Origin of the sequence: Streptomyces sp. NPDC059832, from assembly GCF_042731715.1 — a bacterium.
Taxonomy (GTDB): Bacteria; Actinomycetota; Actinomycetes; order Streptomycetales; family Streptomycetaceae; genus Streptomyces.
Window position 1 is genome coordinate 51,888 of the sequence record NZ_JBHWIY010000025.1, and the last position, 15,400, is coordinate 67,287.

The following is a 15,400-nucleotide window of genomic DNA, read 5'->3' on the forward strand; positions in this document are numbered from 1 at the left end:
TTCACCGTGACTGTCATCGACCTGGTGTCGTACGAGGACGCGCTCGCGTCCTACGACCCCGTCATGGGCCTGGAGGTCCATGTCGAGCTCGGCACCAAGACCAAGATGTTCTGCGGCTGCTCCACCGAGCTCAAGCAGGACGCCAACTCCCAGACCTGCCCGGTCTGTCTCGGCCTGCCCGGCGCCCTGCCGGTCGTCAACGAGATCGGCGTCGAGTCCGCCATCAAGATCGGCCTCGCGCTGAACTGCGAGATCGCCCAGTGGTGCCGCTTCGCCCGGAAGAACTACTTCTATCCGGACATGCCGAAGAACTTCCAGACCTCCCAGTACGACGAGCCGATCGCCTACAACGGCTACCTGGACGTCCAGCTGGAGGACGGGGAGATCTTCCGGGTGCAGATCGAGCGCGCCCACATGGAGGAGGACACCGGCAAGTCGACCCACGTCGGCGGTGCCACCGGCCGTATCCACGGCGCGTCCCACTCCCTGCTCGACTACAACCGCGCGGGCATCCCGCTCATCGAGATCGTCACCAAGCCGATCGAGGGCGCGGGCGCACGCGCCCCCGAGGTGGCCAAGGCGTACGTCGCCGAGCTCCGCGAGCTCATCAAGGCGCTCGGCGTCTCCGAGGCCCGCATGGAGATGGGCCAGATGCGCTGCGACGTCAACCTGTCGCTGCGCCCCAACGGGACCGAGACGTTCGGTACGCGCTCCGAGACGAAGAACGTGAACTCGCTGCGTTCCGTCGAGCGTGCCGCCCGCTTCGAGATCCAGCGGCACGCGGCCGTGCTGTCCTCCGGTGGCACGATCGTGCAGGAGACCCGGCACTTCCACGAGGAGGACGGCTCGACCACGGCCGGCCGCATCAAGGACAACGCCGAGGACTACCGCTACTTCCCCGAGCCCGACCTGGTACCGGTCGCCCCGGCCCGCGAGTGGGTCGAGGAACTGCGCAAGGGCCTCCCCGAGCTGCCGCGGCTGCGCCGGGCGCGGCTCAAGGAGGAGTGGGGTGTCTCCGAGCACGACATGCAGTCCATCCTCAACGCCGGCGCGGTCGACCTGATCGTCGCCACGACCGACGCGGGCGCCCCTTCGGACCAGGCCCGCAAGTGGTGGATGGGCGAGCTGGCCCGTAACGCCAACGAGACCGGCCGCGGCCTCGACGAGCTGCCGATCACCCCGGTGCAGGTCGCCAGGGTGGCCGAGCTCGTCACCTCGGGCGACCTCAACGACAAGCTGGCCCGCCAGGTCATCGAGGGCGTCCTCGCGGGCGAGGGCGACCCGGACACCGTCGTCGAGAAGCGCGGCCTGAAGGTCGTCTCCGACGAGGGCGCGCTGTCCACGGCCGTCGACGAGGCCATCGCGGCCAACGCGGCCATCGCGGACAAGATCCGCGGCGGCAAGGTCGCGGCGGCGGGCGCGCTCGTCGGCGCGGTCATGAAGGCCACCCGGGGCCAGGCGGACGCCGCCCGGGTGCGTGAGCTGATCCTGGAGAAGCTCGGCGTCGAGGGCTGATCCCGCAGGGCCCGTCCGTACGCGGGCGGCCGAGGCAGGTCCCTGAAGGGGCGGTGCACCCACGACCGTGGGTGCACCGCCCCGTCGCCACCCCGTCCGATGGAATTGAGCAGGCGGTATCCGTCCGGTACGCTGTCCGGCCCGATGTGGTGCGACGCACTGTTCAACTGGTTCCCCATTAAAGGGAATTGACGGTTCCCAAGGCTGCCGCGCCGGTGGTTGCGTGGTCAACGTCGGCCGGGCCCCCCTCCCGCCCCTCGCCGCCGCTGCCGAATTCCGCCGCCGGAACCGGGGCCGGGTACACGGTTGGACTTTCCCGCACGACCTGTTGGACGTTCACCGCGAAGCCGTACGAAATCCTTCCCCGCGCCACCCGGCTTCATTAGCTTCCCGGCTGTACGACAGGACTCGGGAGGCTCAACTTGACCACGGACATTTCACGGCGACGGCTCTTCGCGCTCGGCGGCGGTGCGCTCGGCGCCGCGGCAGCGGGGTCGCTGCTGCCGCCTTCGCTGCAGGCCGCGATAGCCGCGCAGCCGGCACACTCGGCGGGGTCCGGAGGCCGTGACGGGCTCGGAGCCATCAAGCACGTGGTGATCCTGATGCAGGAGAACCGTTCCTTCGACCACTACTTCGGGACGCTCCGGGGCGTACGCGGCTTCGGTGACCGCAACGCCGTCGAGCTGCCCTCGGGCAAGCCGGTCTTCGAGCAGCCCGCACCGCTGGGCACCTCCGTGCTGCCGTTCCCGGTGCGCGGCGCCGCCGAGACGCAGAAGAAGGACCTCCAGTACATCGGTGCGCTCGACCACTCCTGGAGCGGCGGCGGCAAGGCGTGGGCCGGCGGGTGGATGAACGGCTGGGTGACCGCGAAGACGGCGGCCACCATGGCGTACTACGACCGCCGTGACATCCCGCTGCACTACGAACTGGCCGACACCTTCACGGTCTGCGACGCCTACCACTCCTCCATCCACTCCTCGACCAGCCCCAACCGCAACCACCTGTGGAGCGGGAAGACGGGCAACGAGCCGAACGGCAAGCGGGCCGTCGGCAACGACGCGTACGACGAGGGCACCCACCCGGGCTACGACTGGGGCACCTACGCGGAGCGGCTGGAGAAGGCCGGACGCAGCTGGCGCACGTACACCGAGTGGGAGAACTTCACCGACAACCAGATCGAGTTCTTCGCCACCTTCAAGGCCGTCGCCCGCAAGGCGCTGGCGAAGACCGGCGGGCACACGTACATGGAGTCGTTCTACTCCGCCGTGCGGGATGCGGACGCAGCCGAGCGGGAGCGGCTGTTCGGCCTGCTGGAGGAGGGCGTCGCCACCCTGGACAAGGCCGAACGCAGCCTCTTCGAGCGGGCGTTGCGCCGGGTGGAGACCGGAACGCTGGCCGACGAGTTCGCCAAGGACGTGGCGGCGGGCACGCTGCCGGAGGTCTCCTACCTGGTGCCCTCCGCCGTCGACTCGGAGCACCCGAGCGTCTCCTCGCCGATCCACAGCGCGACGATCGTCTACAAGGTCCTGGACGCGCTGGGCAAGCACCCCGACGTGTGGCGGCACACCGCCGTCATCATCAACTACGACGAGAACGACGGCTTCTTCGACCACGTGCCGCCGCCGGTCGCCCCGCCCGAGGTGACCGAGGAGCAGTGGGAGGGCAAGCCCACCGGTCTCGGCATGCGGGTGCCGATGCTCGTCGTGTCGCCGTGGACCATCGGCGGCTACGTCTGCTCCGAGGTCTTCGACCACACCTCCGTGATCCGCTTCCTGGAGCGCTGGACCGGGGTGAAGGAACCGAACATCGGCGACTGGCGGCGCACCGTCACCGGCGACCTGACCTCCGCCTTCGACTTCTCGCGCGGGCGTCGCCGGCCCGAGGTGGAGCAGCCGGGCGCCATTCCGCCGTTCAGTGGCCGCTGGTCGCCGAGGCCGCCGCTCGTCCAGCACATGCCCGTGCAGGAGCCGGGCGCGCGCCCGGCCCGCGCGCTGCCGTACCAGCCGGACGCGCAGGCGAAGCTGGTGGACGGCGCGGTGCGGGTGGCCCTCAGCAACACGGGGCGCTCGTCGGCGCACTTCGCGCTGTATCCGTACGCGGGCGAGTTCCCCGCACCGCAGCACCGGGACGTGAAGGGCACGGCGCAGTGGACGGTGCCCGTCACCGGGGCGGCGTACCGGTTCACGGTGACGGGGCCGAACGGCTTCCGCCGCGAGTTCGCCGGGTCCGCGAAGGACGGTGCCGCGGCCGAGGTCGCGTCGCGGGTCGACGCCCATGAGCGCGATCTGCATCTCACGCTGCGCAACACGGGGCGGACGACGCTCACCTTCACCGTGCGGCCGCTGGGATACGTCGACGAGGCGGACCTGCGGGACTGGACCAGGACCGTCAAGGTCAAGCCGGGGCGCACCCGCACCGTGGTGCACTCGGCGGCCGACGCGCACGGCTGGTACGACCTGGACGTCACCGTCGACGGGGACGCCGCCTTCCGGCGCCGGCTGATGGGGCACATCGAGAACGGCCGGGCGAGCGTCTCGGGCTGACCCGGGTCCGGGCGGGTGGGGCGCCGTGGATCGTCGTACGGCGCGGCGCCCCGCGCAAGCCGCATTCCGGGGGTCACCTTCCGGAGACCGCTGTGAGTAAGGCCACGAAAGGGACAAAGGATCACGTTCGGCTGCCAGAGTGACGGTTCTCAGGTCATGCTTTCTTTGCGGGTAATTCATGTTTTGTACCGGCAAAGGACCACGAACCAGCAGGGAGCACGTCCGTTGGCTGCCATTGCCCGCTGGTGCATCAGGCACCGACTCATCGCCGTCCTCGTCTGGCTGTTCGCCCTCGGCGGCGCGGCCACCGCGGCGGGCTTCGCGGGTTCCGCGTACTCCAACGACTACGAGGTGCCCGGCACGGAGTCCGGCCGGGCCGCCGAGCTCCTCAGGAGCGGCTTCACGGATCTCGGCGGTGACACCGACACCATCGTCTGGCACACCTCCGACTCCACCGTGCGGGCCGCCGACGTCCGGCAGACGATGACCCGGACCCTGCACGCGGTGGAGGAACTGCCCGGGGTCGGCGCGGTCACCGGACCGTACGGGGCGTCCGGCACCGCACAGATCAGCGGCGACGGACACACCGCCTACGCCACGATCACCTTCGACCAGCAGGTCGACGACATCCCGGTGCAGCAGGCCAGGGCCGTCGTCGACACCGCCAAGGCGGCCGCCGGAGACCATCTCCAGGTGGAACTGGGCGGCCCCGCCGTCGCCCTCACCGAAGCGCCCTCCGCCCACCTCAGCGAGGCCGTCGGGGTCCTCGTCGCGGCGGTCGTCCTGTTCCTCGCCTTCGGCTCGCTCGCCGCCAGCATGCTGCCCATCGCCACCGCGCTCGTCTCCGTCGGCACCGCCTACGCGGGCACCGTGCTGCTCGGCCATGTGATGACCGTCGCCGACTTCGCACCCATGCTGGGCATGCTGATCGGGCTCGGCGTCGGCATCGACTACGCGCTGTTCATCGTCACCCGACATCGCAGCGGACTGCGCCGGGGCCTGTCGGTCACCGAGGCCGCGCAGAACGCCGTCGCGACGACCGGCCGCGCCGTCGTCTTCGCCGGGGCCACCGTCTGCATCGCGCTGCTCGGCATGCTGATCCTGCGGCTCGGCTTCCTCAACGGTGTGGCGATTGCCGCCTCGCTCACCGTCGTCCTGACCGTGGCCGCCTCCGTGACCCTGCTCCCCGCCCTGCTGTCCTTCATCGGCACACGGGCGCTGAGCCGGCGCGAGCGCAGACAGCTCGCCGAGCACGGCCCGCGGCCCGAATCGCCCACGGGCTTCGCCGCCCGCTGGTCCGCCTTCGTCGAACGCCACCCCAAGCTGCTCGGGGCGCTGGCCGCCGTGGTGATGCTGGTACTGGCGCTGCCCACCTTCTCCCTGCATCTGGGCAGCTCCGACCAGGGCAACAACCCCTCCTCGTCGACCACCCGGCAGGCGTACGACCTGCTGGCCGACGGATTCGGCCCCGGCGTCAACGGGCCGCTGACGATCGCCGCGCAGCTGGACGGCGCGGACGACCGGCTCGCGATGGACGGCCTGCCCGCCACGCTGCGGTCCACCGAGGGCGTGGCCTCGGTCGGCCCGGTCATGTACAACAGCGGCGGCGATACGGCCTTCGTCACCGTCGTACCGAAGTCGTCGCCGCAGTCCCAGGAGACCAGCGCGCTCGTCGACCGGCTGCGTACGGACGTCCTGCCGCGGGCCGAGCAGAACACCTCGCTCCGGGCCCATGTCGGGGGAATGACCGCCAGCTACGACGACTTCGCCCGGATCATCATCGGTAAACTCCCGCTCTTCGTCGGCGTGGTCATAGGGCTCGGCTGTCTGCTTCTGCTGCTGGCCTTCCGGTCGATCGGCATTCCGCTGAAGGCCGCGGTGATGAATGTGGCCGCCGTCGCCTCCTCGTTCGGGGTCGTCGTCGCGATCTTCCAGTGGGGGTGGGGGAGCGAACTGCTTGGCCTGGGCAGCTCGGGACCCATCGAACCGTTCCTGCCGGTGATCATGGTGTCCGTGCTCTTCGGGCTGTCCATGGACTACCAGGTGTTCCTGGTGGGGCGGATGTACGAGGAGTGGCTGGAGACGGGTGACAACCGGCGGGCCGTCCGGGTGGGCCTCGCCGAGACCGGCCGGGTGATCAACTCCGCGGCTGTGATCATGATCTCGGTCTTCCTCGCGTTCGTCCTCAGCGGGGACCGGGTCATCGCCATGTTCGGCATCGCGCTCGCCGCGGCCGTCATGCTGGACGCCTTCGTCCTCCGTACGCTGCTGGTCCCCGCGCTGATGCATCTGCTGGGCGGGGCGAACTGGTGGCTGCCGCGCCGGCTGGACCGGCTGCTGCCGCGGATCAGCATCGAGCCTCCCGAATCCGGATCCGGCCTGTCGCATGCGAAGATCCCGCAGACAGCGCAACCCGCGGAGGTGGCGCAGACCGCGCAAGCGGTGGAAGCGGTTCGAGAAGGAGCATGATGTTCGCGGTATCCCTGGGTGACGACGGAGCGGAACTGCGTCCGCTGGAGATCTGGCAGGCGCAGGAGTTCCTCGACCACATGGACCGGGCCCGGGAGCTCATCGACCCGTGGATCCCCTTCGCCTCCTTTGCCACCGACCTGGACTCGGCGCGTGCGCTGCTGCGGCGGTACGCGGACAAGCAGGCGGCGGACGAGGGGCGGATCTACGGGATCTGGCTGGAGGGCACGCTCGTCGGCGGTGTCCTGTTCCGGATCTTCGACGCGGAGTCGGGCAACTGCGAGCTCGGCTGCTGGCTGGAGCCGGCGGGGGAGGGGCGCGGCCTGATCACCAGGGCGGCCCGGAAGCTGATCGACTGGGCGGTGTACGAACGCGGCATGCACCGCGTGGAGTGGGACGCGTCCGCCGCGAACACCGCCAGCATCGCCGTGGCCGAGCGGCTCGGCATGACGCGCGACGGGGTGCTGCGCGAGAACTACCTGTACCGCGGTGAGCGGCACGACTCGGAGATCTGGTCGGTGCTGGCCCCGGAGTGGCGGGCGCGGAAGGACTGAGACCGGACGGCGTCGCGTACGGCCGTTAAGGGGGTTCTCATCCGGGCCGCCTAGCGTGCGGAACATGAACCCCACGACTCCCGCGAACCCCACCGACCCCACTGCCCCCACGGCATCCGATGCCGAGGAGACCGCGACCGAGGACGCCGTGACCAAGCTCGCCGCGACCGAGGACGCCGGGCGCGACACGGACAAGGCCGCCGACGAAGCCGGGGAAGCACTCGCGGAGGCCGAAGACCTGGAGCCGGACGACTTCGACGACGCCGCCAAGGAGCCCTCCGGCCTCGGCGCGGCTGCCGCCGCGGTGGCCGCGGCCGGTCTCGGCGTCGTCGCGCTCACCGGGTCCTGGACCGGCAAGGTCGCTGCCGAGCGCGAGACCCTGATCGGCCAGATCAAGACCTCGGGCGGTGGCACCGCCGCGCAGCAGATCTCCGAGATCTACGGCGACGCCTGGCACTCCACCGCCCTGGTCAACGGACTGTTCGCGCTGCTCGCGCTGCTGGCCGGGATCTTCGCCCTGGTCCGCCCGGCCTTCGGCGCACCCTCCGCGCACCCGCAGCCCGGCTGGGTGCGCGCCGTGGCGACCGCCGGCATCGCGCTCGGCGTCCTCGGCCTGGTGCTCTCCATCGGCATGTACTTCGACCTCATCGTGCCGCTGCCGACCACGGGCGTCGCCAAGTGAGCACGACGGCCGGCGGACACGGGCGGCTACGGAACAGGCGGGACCTCACGAAGACGTCCTAAGGCATCCGCCCGAGCGACCCCGTCCCGTATGCGGCGCTGTCCGCGACGTCCTAAGGCCCTCCGCCCCGCGAAGATGCGGATCCTGCCCGATGTGGCGACACCTCCTGGGAGACGACAGTGGGGGCACGGCAGAAGCACTGCCGCCCCCATCAGGCACCGACGGGCCGTCCAGGCCCCGACGGGCCGTCGTCCTCCGGGAGAAGCACATGTACGCGTTCGAACTCAACAAACTGCACGTGGCCGAACTGCACCGCCGGGCCGAGCAGGAGCGGCTCGTCCGGGTGGCCGCCCGTGTCCGCCGGGATGCCCGCAGGGCAGCCCGGCACTCCGGGCCCAAGGAGGCCGAGGGGCCGGTGAGTACGGACCGGAAGCGATTCGTCCACGCCGCGTGAAGGACGGGTTACGGCGCCCGATGTCCGATCGTACGAGGTCCGGTCGTTCGATGTCCGGCAGTCCGATGTCCGGTGGACCGATGGCTGCTGAACCGACGCCCGACGCCCCTGGCCCGGGGCCGGGCGGTTCTGGCCCGGGGCCCGGCGGTTCTGGTCCGGGGCCCGGGTGGCCGGACCCGTATGCGATGCTCGGCGACGTGGAGACCAGGTCCGTCAGTCCCGTGTTCGTCGGCCGCGAGGGCGAGTTCGCCTCGCTCGTCGATGCGCTCGCCCGCGCCTGCGCGGAGGGCGCCGACGGCTCGGGCGGGGCCGGCGCTCCGGGCGAGCCGCAGGCGCTGCTCATCGGCGGTGAGGCGGGGGTCGGCAAGACCCGGCTGGTCGAGGAATTCCTCGCGGCGGCGGTGCGCCGGGACGCGGTCGTCGCCGTCGGGGGCTGTGTCGAGGTCGGCGCCGACGGCCTGCCCTACGCCCCGTTCTCCACCGCGCTGCGGGCCCTGCGCCGCACCCTGCCCGAGGAGGTCGCCGCGGCCTGCGCCGGGCAGGAGGGCGAGCTGGCCCGGCTGCTTCCCGAACTCGGCGAGGCCGACCGGGACGCGACCGACGAGCACAGCACCGCCCGCCTCTTCGAGCTCACCGCCCGACTCCTGGAACGCATCTCGGCCGGGCACGCCGTCGTCCTCGTCCTCGAAGACCTGCACTGGGCCGACGCCTCCACCCGCCACCTCCTCGCCTATCTCTTCCGTACCGTGCGCAACGGCCGCCTCGTGGTGATCGGCACCTACCGCTCCGACGACATCCACCGCCGCCACCCGCTGCGCCCCCTCCTCGCCGAACTGGACCGGCTGCGCACCGTCCGCCGGATCGAACTCGCCCGCTTCAACCGCGCCGAGGTCCGCCGCCAGCTCACCGGAATCCTTGCCGCCACCCCCGAGGCCGCCCTGGTGGACGAGATCTTCGAACGCTCCGACGGCAACGCCTTCTTCGTCGAGGAACTCGCCTGCAGCCTGGAGAGCGGTGACCACTCCCGGCTCTCCGACTCGCTGCGCGACCTCCTGCTCGTACGCGTCGAAGCGCTGCCCGACAACGCCCAGCGGATCGCCCGGATCGTCGCCGAGGGCGGCTCCACCGTCGAGTACGAACTGCTGGCCGCGGTCGCCCGGCTGACCGAGGACGAACTCATCGAGGCGCTGCGGGCAGCCGTCGGCGCCAACCTGCTGCTCACCACCCCGGAGGGCAACGGCTATCGCTTCCGGCACTCCCTGGTCCGCGAGGCCGTCAGCGACGACCTGCTGCCCGGCGAGCGCTCCCGGCTCAACCGGCGCTACGCACAGGCCCTGGAGACCGACCCCACCCTCGTCCGCGCCGGAGAGCGCGCCACTCGCCTCGCCAGCTACTGGTACGGCGCGCACGATGCCGCCAAGGCCCTGCCCGCGGTGCTGAAGGCCTCCGTCGAGGCCCGCCGCCGCTACGCCTTCTCCGAACAACTCCGCCTGCTGGAACGGGCGATGGAACTGTGGGACGACGCCCCCGACGACGTGCGCCGCACCCTGCGCCCCATCGACTACGCCGAGAGCTACCCGGGCTGCGGCTGCGACCCCGACACCACCCCGCTGCGCTATCTCGACCTGATGGCCGAGGCCACCGTCGCCGCCTGGTTCGGCGGGGAGCGCGAACGCGCCCTGGCCATTGCCAAGAAGGCCATGCGGGTCCTGGAGGGCGAGGACGACCCGTTGCGCGCCGCCTGGTTCTGGGTGCAGCGCTCCCGGCTGGTGCAGGACCTCACCCGCGGCGACGGCCGTGAGGAACTGGCCACCGCCCAGGAGCTCGTCCGGGGCCTGCCCCCGTCCGCCGTGCACGCCGACGTCCTGATGAGCGTGGCGGGATGGGGCGCCCTGCACCGCCCCGGCGCCGAGACACTGCTCGCCGCCGACCGGGCGGTGGAGTACGCCAGGCTCGTCGGCGACGAGTACATCGAGCTGCACGCCCGGCTCACCCGCGGCTGGCTCACCGCCGAGGCGGGCGGCGTCGACGAGGGCATCGCCGAGATGTACGCCGTCCGCGACCGCGCCGACGAACTGCACCTGGTCGGCATCATGAGCCGGGCCGGCATCAACCTCCCCTCCACCCTCGAATCCATGGGCCGCTCCCTGGAGGCCGTGGCCGCCGCGGACCACGGCATCGAGATCAGCCGCAGCCACGGCATCGCCGACATGGAGGCCTGGGTCAGCTGCAACCGGGCGACCTCGCTGTTCTCCCTGGGGCACTGGGACGAGAGCCGGGCCACCACCGACGCGGCGGCCCGCGCCGCCCGATCCGTCAAGGCGCAGGGGATCGTGGCCTCGCGCCGTACCGAACTGGCCCTGGCCCGGGGCGACCTGGCCGAGGCCGAGATGCAACTCGCCCTGACCCGGCGCAGTTTCGGATCCTGTGACCCGCAGCCCCAGCATGTGATCGCCCCCGCACGCCATGCCATGGCCCTCGCCGCGCAGCAGGGCCGGCTCGCCGAGGCACGGGCCGAGTTCGAGGCCCGGTCGGAGCAGGGCTTCCCGCCCGGCACCCAGCGGTACGCCCTGCCGCTGCTGCATGTCGCGGCCGCCGCCGAGGCCGATGCCAGGGGCCTGCCCGCCGCCGACCCCGGCCGACCGGCGATTCTCGCCGCCATCCGCAGCCACCTGAAGCGGTTGCCGATGCTCGTCCCCGTCTGGGCCGCCCACGGTCTCCTGATCGATGCCGAGCTGGCCAGGGCCGAGGGCCTCGACACCCCCGGCGACTGGTCCCGCGCGGCTGCCGCCTTCGCGCCGCTGCACCGCCCGTACGAGCTGGCCCAGATCCAGCACCGCTGGGCCGAGGCCCTCCTCGTCGCCGCGGGCGACCGGTCCACGGTCACCGCCCTGCTGCGCGAGGCCCACGGCACCACCGTGCGGCTCGGCGCGCGCCCGCTGACCGAGTCCATCGAGCTGCTGGCCGGCCGCGCCCGCATCGCCCTCACCGCGCCGGACCGCGGCGCCGCACACGAGATCCCGGCCGCCGTCACCGTCCCCGCCGAGGACGGTGCCGGCGACGAGGCCACGGACCGGGAGAGCACCGAGGACCGTCTGCGCGAGGCGGCCGCGGCCGCGGTGGAGTCCTTCGGGTTGACACGGCGCGAACAGGATGTGCACCGGCTGGTCGCCGCCGGCCACACCAACCGCAGGATCGCCGAGGAGCTCTACATATCGCCCAAGACCGCGAGCGTGCACGTCTCCAGCATTCTCGCCAAGCTCGGCGTCTCCAGCCGCGGCGAGGCGGCAGCCCTCGCCCACCGGCTCCGCCTGTACCCCGCCGGGAACACCACCTGACCGGGACCGGCCGGATCCGGCCCGTCCCGCTCGCTCACGGCTGAGCGTCCGGGGCGTCCGCTTCCGGGGCCGTTTCCTGGTCGGGCCCCCGGTCGGTGCCCGCGTCCGTGTCCGCGTCGGTGCCCGCGCCGAAGGCCCTGACGACCACCTTCCCGGAGGCCAGGTCTATCGGCCCGCGCCCCGGGTCGCCGACGCCGAGATCCACCCGGGTCAGCTCCAGCCGTTTCTGTTCCTCGGCGGCATGCTTGCGGCCCGGTGCGAAGAGTTCCTCGAAGAAGTTGAACACCGGCCGCACGCCCCTTCACCTGCTGTAGCCGCTACCGCACCGCCAGCACCAGGATCCTGTCGTCTCCCGGCTTCGGGGTGCCACGGGTGTCCGTATTGCTCGTGACGAGCCAGAGCTTGTCGCCGCCCGCGGCGAGCACGGTGCGCAGACGGCCGTACTTTCCTTCCAGGAACGACTGCGGGGCCGCGAGAGGTTCCTTGCCGGCCTCGCCGGACAGCGGAATCCGCCAGAGCCGCTTGCCGCGCAGGCCCGCCATCCAGATCGAACCCTTGACGAAGGCGATCCCGCTCGGGGACGCCTCGGACGTCTTCCACTGTGCCACGGGATCGATGAAGCCCTTCTTCCCCGCCTTGCCCTCGGCCTCCGGCCAGCCGTAGTTCCCGCCCGGCACGATCCGGTTCAGCTCGTCCCAGGTGTCCTGCCCGAACTCGGAGGCCCACAGCTGCTGCTGCCCGTCCCAGGCCAGCCCCTGCACATTGCGGTGGCCGTACGAATACACCACGGAGTCGGCCGCCGGATTGCCGTGCAGCGGCTGCCCGTCCGGGGTCATCCGCAGGATCTTTCCGGCCGGCGACTTCTTGTCCTGGGCGAGGCCGTCGTCGCCCGTATCGCCGGTGCCCGCGTACAGCATGTGGTCCGGGCCGAAGGCGATCCGCCCGCCGTTGTGGATCGACCCCTTGGGGATGCCGCGCAGGATCGTGTCCGGCGCGCCCAGCAGCCGGCCGGGCACCGTGCCGTTCTCGTCGTACTGCATCCGGGCGATGCGGTTGTCGGACTCGGTCGTGAAGTACGCGTACACCAGATGGTCCGTGCCGTACGTGGGGGAGACCGCGATCCCCAGCAGTCCGCCCTCACCGGCGGGCGACACCCCGGGCACCGCGCCCAGCAGGGTCTTCCTGCCGGTCTTTCCGTCGATCCGGGTGATCGTGCCCTTGTCGCGGGAGGAGACCAGCAGATCGCCGCCGGGCAGCGCCGCCAGCCCCCAGGGCGAGTCCAGCCCCTCGGTGAGCGTCGACACCACCCTCACCGAGCCCTTCGCGGGCGGCAGGGACGGCGAGGCGGACGGGGCCGGGGCGGCGGGGGAGGAGCGGGAGACCCGCGGCGTGCTCCCGACGCCCGCCGTGCTGCCGGAGCCGCCGTCCGAGGAACACCCCGCGGTCAGCGCCAACGAGCCGGCGGCCAGCGCTGCCACCGTCCCGCGGCGCAGGGCCCGACGCGGGCCCCGGGGCCCGGCGGGGCCCCGTACAGATCCGAACAGAACTCCGCGCACAGCACCGATCCCTTCGACGGCCACCTGACTACTGTTCTTACACCGCGGCCCGCCCCGGGGTTCCCGATACCCGCCGATTCCGCCGACCGGTGTCCACCGGCGGGGCGGATCTCAGTCCCAGGACCCCCGCGCCCGGGGCAGTCCGGCGATCTCCGCCAGATCCCGCGGGGTCAGGGCCAGCCCGGCCGCCCCCGCGTTCTCCACCGCCCACCGCTCCCGCTTGGTCCCCGGCACCGGCACCACATGCGGCCCCTGCCGCAGCACCCAGGCCAGCGCCACCTGCGCGGCGGTCGCCCCGTGCCGTTCGGCGATCCGCCGCAGCCCCACGACCACCGGCTGGTTCGCCGCCATCATCTCCGCCGTGAACCGGGGATGCCGGGCGCGCAGATCCTCCGGCTCGAAGCCCTGTCCCGGCGTCAGCGTGCCCGTCAGATAGCCGTTCCCGAGCGGCATCGCCGCGAGCAGCCCCACACCCCGCGCCGAGCACCACGGAAGCAACGACTCCAGCGCCTCCGGCGACCAGACCGAGAGCTCCGCCTGCACCGCGCTCACCGGGAAGACCTGCTGCACCCGCTCCAGCTGACGGATCGTTTCGTCGTACATCCGGGAACCCGATCGGCGCGAAGCCCGCGCCCCGACCGCGCAGAGCCCGAGCGCCCGCACCTTTCCGGCGGTCACCAGCTCCGCCAGCGCGCCCCAGGTCTCCTCGATCGGCACCTCGGGGTCGGCCCGGTGCAGCTGGTACAGATCGATCACATCGGTCTGCAGCCGGCGCAGCGAGGCGTCGCAGGCCCGCCGCACATAGCCGGGGCGGCCATTGGCCACGATGTGCTGATCACCCACCAGCAGTCCGCACTTGGTGGAGACGAACGCGTCCGACCTGCGGCCCTTCAGCGCCCGCCCCACCAGCAGCTCATTGGTGAACGGGCCGTACATATCGGCCGTGTCGAGCAGTTGGACGCCCGCGTCGAGCGCGGCGTGCACCGTGCGCAACGCACGGTCACCGCGCTGCTGCGACGCGCTGTACGCCCAGCTCATCGGCATGCAGCCGAGACCGACCGCCCCCACGGCGAGCGCCGCCGCACCGAGACTTCTGCGCTCCAACTCCCCGACCCTCCCCAGGCCCCGCCGTCGAACCGGGCCCATGCCCCGCCGTCACGGGACCGCACCGCACCCCAAAGTAACCTCTGCCGCCCGCCCGGCCTCGCACGGCCTCCGCCGATTAGCCTCCTGACCATGACTTCGACCAGCACTCCCGACGTGACGAAGACGCCCGACGTATGGCTGCCGTTCCCGGCCGACGAGATCGAAGGGCTCCCCGAGGGGCTCAACTACCGGCTCTGGGACGGCGAACCGGACTACCCCGCCGACCCCGCCGACTGCGCCTTCTACGTCGTGCCGTACATGAAGGGCGCCGAGGTCGCGGTACGTCCGCTCGGCGGCATGGGGGCCGTCCAGGTCGTGCAGACACTCTCCGCGGGCATCGACCACGTCGAGCCCGGACTCGGTCTGCTGCCGGACGGGGCGCTGGTCTGCAATGCCAAGGGGGTCCACGAGGCATCCACCGCGGAGCTCGCCCTCACCCTGATCCTCTCCTCCCTGCGCGGCGTTCCCGGGTTCGTCCACGGCCAGGACAAGGAGGAGTGGCGGTCCGGCTTCTACCCCGCGCTCGCCGACAAGTCCGTGCTGATCGTGGGGTACGGGTCGATCGGCGCCGCCATCGAGGACCGGCTCGCACCCTTCGAGTGCGCGCGGGTGGCGCGCGTCGCGCGTTCCGCGCGGAGCACCGCACGCGGCCCCGTACACACGCTCGACGACCTGCCGGCGCTCCTGCCCGAGGCCGATGTCGTCGTGCTGTCCACCCCGCTGAATCCGTCCACACAGGGGCTGGTCGGCGCGGAGTTCCTCGCCGCGATGCCGGACGGGTCGCTGCTCGTGAACGTGGCGCGGGGCGGCGTCGTCGACACCGGCGCGCTGCTGCGCGAACTCGAGTCCGGCCGGCTGCGGGCCGCCCTCGACGTCACCGACCCGGAGCCGCTGCCCGCCGGCCACCCGCTCTGGCATGTTCCGAACGTCCTGATCACTCCTCACGTGGGCGGCAGCACGTCGGCCTTCCTGCCGCGCGCCAAGCGTCTGCTGGCCGGACAGCTGAGCCGGTTCGCCGCGGGAGAGCCGGTGCGGAACGTGGTACGCACCATCGGCTGACCACGCTGCGGAGGCCCTCGGTCGCACACCGTTCCGGACAACCCCCAGGTCGTCACGGAGAGTAGAGGAACTATGTCCCTGCGT

The 15,400-nt window shown here is 71.9% G+C and carries 11 protein-coding genes; 8 read left to right on the forward strand and 3 right to left on the reverse strand.

The features are described 5' to 3' along the window. The first annotated feature begins 6 nt into the window (after nucleotides 1–6). The 7 genes from gatB (at nucleotide 7) to ACFV8T_RS32670 (ending at nucleotide 11,555) form a co-directional block, all read left to right on the forward strand. Nucleotides 7–1,515 carry an Asp-tRNA(Asn)/Glu-tRNA(Gln) amidotransferase subunit GatB gene (gene gatB, locus ACFV8T_RS32640; protein WP_385334644.1) on the forward strand — a complete coding sequence of 503 codons (1,509 nt, stop codon included), beginning with the start codon at nucleotides 7–9 and terminating at the stop codon, nucleotides 1,513–1,515. Nucleotides 1,516–1,937: 422 nt separating this feature from the next. Beyond that, the gene (locus tag ACFV8T_RS32645; RefSeq protein WP_385334646.1) at nucleotides 1,938–4,058 is read left to right on the forward strand and encodes a phosphocholine-specific phospholipase C; all 2,121 of its coding nucleotides are present in this window, start codon (nucleotides 1,938–1,940) and stop codon (nucleotides 4,056–4,058) included. Between the two features lie 225 nt (nucleotides 4,059–4,283). Then, a complete protein-coding gene (locus ACFV8T_RS32650) occupies nucleotides 4,284–6,527 on the forward strand; it encodes an MMPL family transporter (RefSeq protein ID WP_385334648.1) in 2,244 nt (747 codons plus the stop codon). Then, nucleotides 6,527–7,081 (forward strand): GNAT family N-acetyltransferase, encoded by a 555-nt coding sequence (locus ACFV8T_RS32655; RefSeq protein ID WP_385334650.1) that lies wholly within the window; start codon nucleotides 6,527–6,529, stop codon nucleotides 7,079–7,081. Before ACFV8T_RS32650 ends, ACFV8T_RS32655 begins: the two co-directional genes overlap by 1 nt. A gap of 64 nt (nucleotides 7,082–7,145) precedes the next feature. Further along, complete coding sequence (locus ACFV8T_RS32660; protein WP_385334652.1) at nucleotides 7,146–7,763, forward strand: hypothetical protein; 618 nt, start codon at nucleotides 7,146–7,148, stop codon at nucleotides 7,761–7,763. Nucleotides 7,764–8,031: 268 nt separating this feature from the next. After that, the gene (locus tag ACFV8T_RS32665) at nucleotides 8,032–8,217 is read left to right on the forward strand and encodes a hypothetical protein (protein WP_385334654.1); all 186 of its coding nucleotides are present in this window, start codon (nucleotides 8,032–8,034) and stop codon (nucleotides 8,215–8,217) included. A 185-nt stretch (nucleotides 8,218–8,402) separates the two neighbouring features. Then, entirely contained in the window at nucleotides 8,403–11,555 is a 3,153-nt protein-coding gene (locus tag ACFV8T_RS32670; protein WP_385334656.1) for an AAA family ATPase, read from the forward strand. Nucleotides 11,556–11,589: 34 nt separating this feature from the next. Here the strand turns inward: ACFV8T_RS32670 and ACFV8T_RS32675 are convergent, their stop codons facing one another. The 3 genes from ACFV8T_RS32675 to ACFV8T_RS32685 all read right to left on the reverse strand — a co-directional run bounded on the left by ACFV8T_RS32675 (nucleotide 11,590) and on the right by ACFV8T_RS32685 (nucleotide 14,179). After that, nucleotides 11,590–11,850: a DUF6191 domain-containing protein gene (locus tag ACFV8T_RS32675; protein ID WP_385334658.1), complete on the reverse strand. Its 261-nt coding sequence runs from the start codon at nucleotides 11,848–11,850 to the stop codon at nucleotides 11,590–11,592. Between the two features lie 22 nt (nucleotides 11,851–11,872). Beyond that, complete coding sequence (locus ACFV8T_RS32680) at nucleotides 11,873–13,033, reverse strand: PQQ-dependent sugar dehydrogenase (protein ID WP_385334753.1); 1,161 nt, start codon at nucleotides 13,031–13,033, stop codon at nucleotides 11,873–11,875. A gap of 189 nt (nucleotides 13,034–13,222) precedes the next feature. Continuing rightward, nucleotides 13,223–14,179: an aldo/keto reductase gene (locus ACFV8T_RS32685; RefSeq protein WP_385334755.1), complete on the reverse strand. Its 957-nt coding sequence runs from the start codon at nucleotides 14,177–14,179 to the stop codon at nucleotides 13,223–13,225. A 168-nt stretch (nucleotides 14,180–14,347) separates the two neighbouring features. Between ACFV8T_RS32685 and ACFV8T_RS32690 the strand changes: the two genes are divergently transcribed. Beyond that, nucleotides 14,348–15,316 (forward strand): 2-hydroxyacid dehydrogenase, encoded by a 969-nt coding sequence (locus ACFV8T_RS32690; RefSeq protein WP_385334660.1) that lies wholly within the window; start codon nucleotides 14,348–14,350, stop codon nucleotides 15,314–15,316. The last annotated feature ends 84 nt before the right edge of the window (nucleotides 15,317–15,400 follow it).

What these genes read in the sequence shown, in the direction of transcription:
- ACFV8T_RS32655 (WP_385334650.1), top strand. Translation starts at nt 6,527, where the DNA reads ATGTTCGCGGTATCCCTGGGTGACGACGGAGCGGAACTGCGTCCGCTG.
- ACFV8T_RS32660 (WP_385334652.1), top strand. Translation starts at nt 7,146, where the DNA reads ATGAACCCCACGACTCCCGCGAACCCCACCGACCCCACTGCCCCCACG.
- ACFV8T_RS32665 (WP_385334654.1), top strand. Translation starts at nt 8,032, where the DNA reads ATGTACGCGTTCGAACTCAACAAACTGCACGTGGCCGAACTGCACCGC.
- ACFV8T_RS32670 (WP_385334656.1), top strand. Translation starts at nt 8,403, where the DNA reads ATGCTCGGCGACGTGGAGACCAGGTCCGTCAGTCCCGTGTTCGTCGGC.
- ACFV8T_RS32690 (WP_385334660.1), top strand. Translation starts at nt 14,348, where the DNA reads ATGACTTCGACCAGCACTCCCGACGTGACGAAGACGCCCGACGTATGG.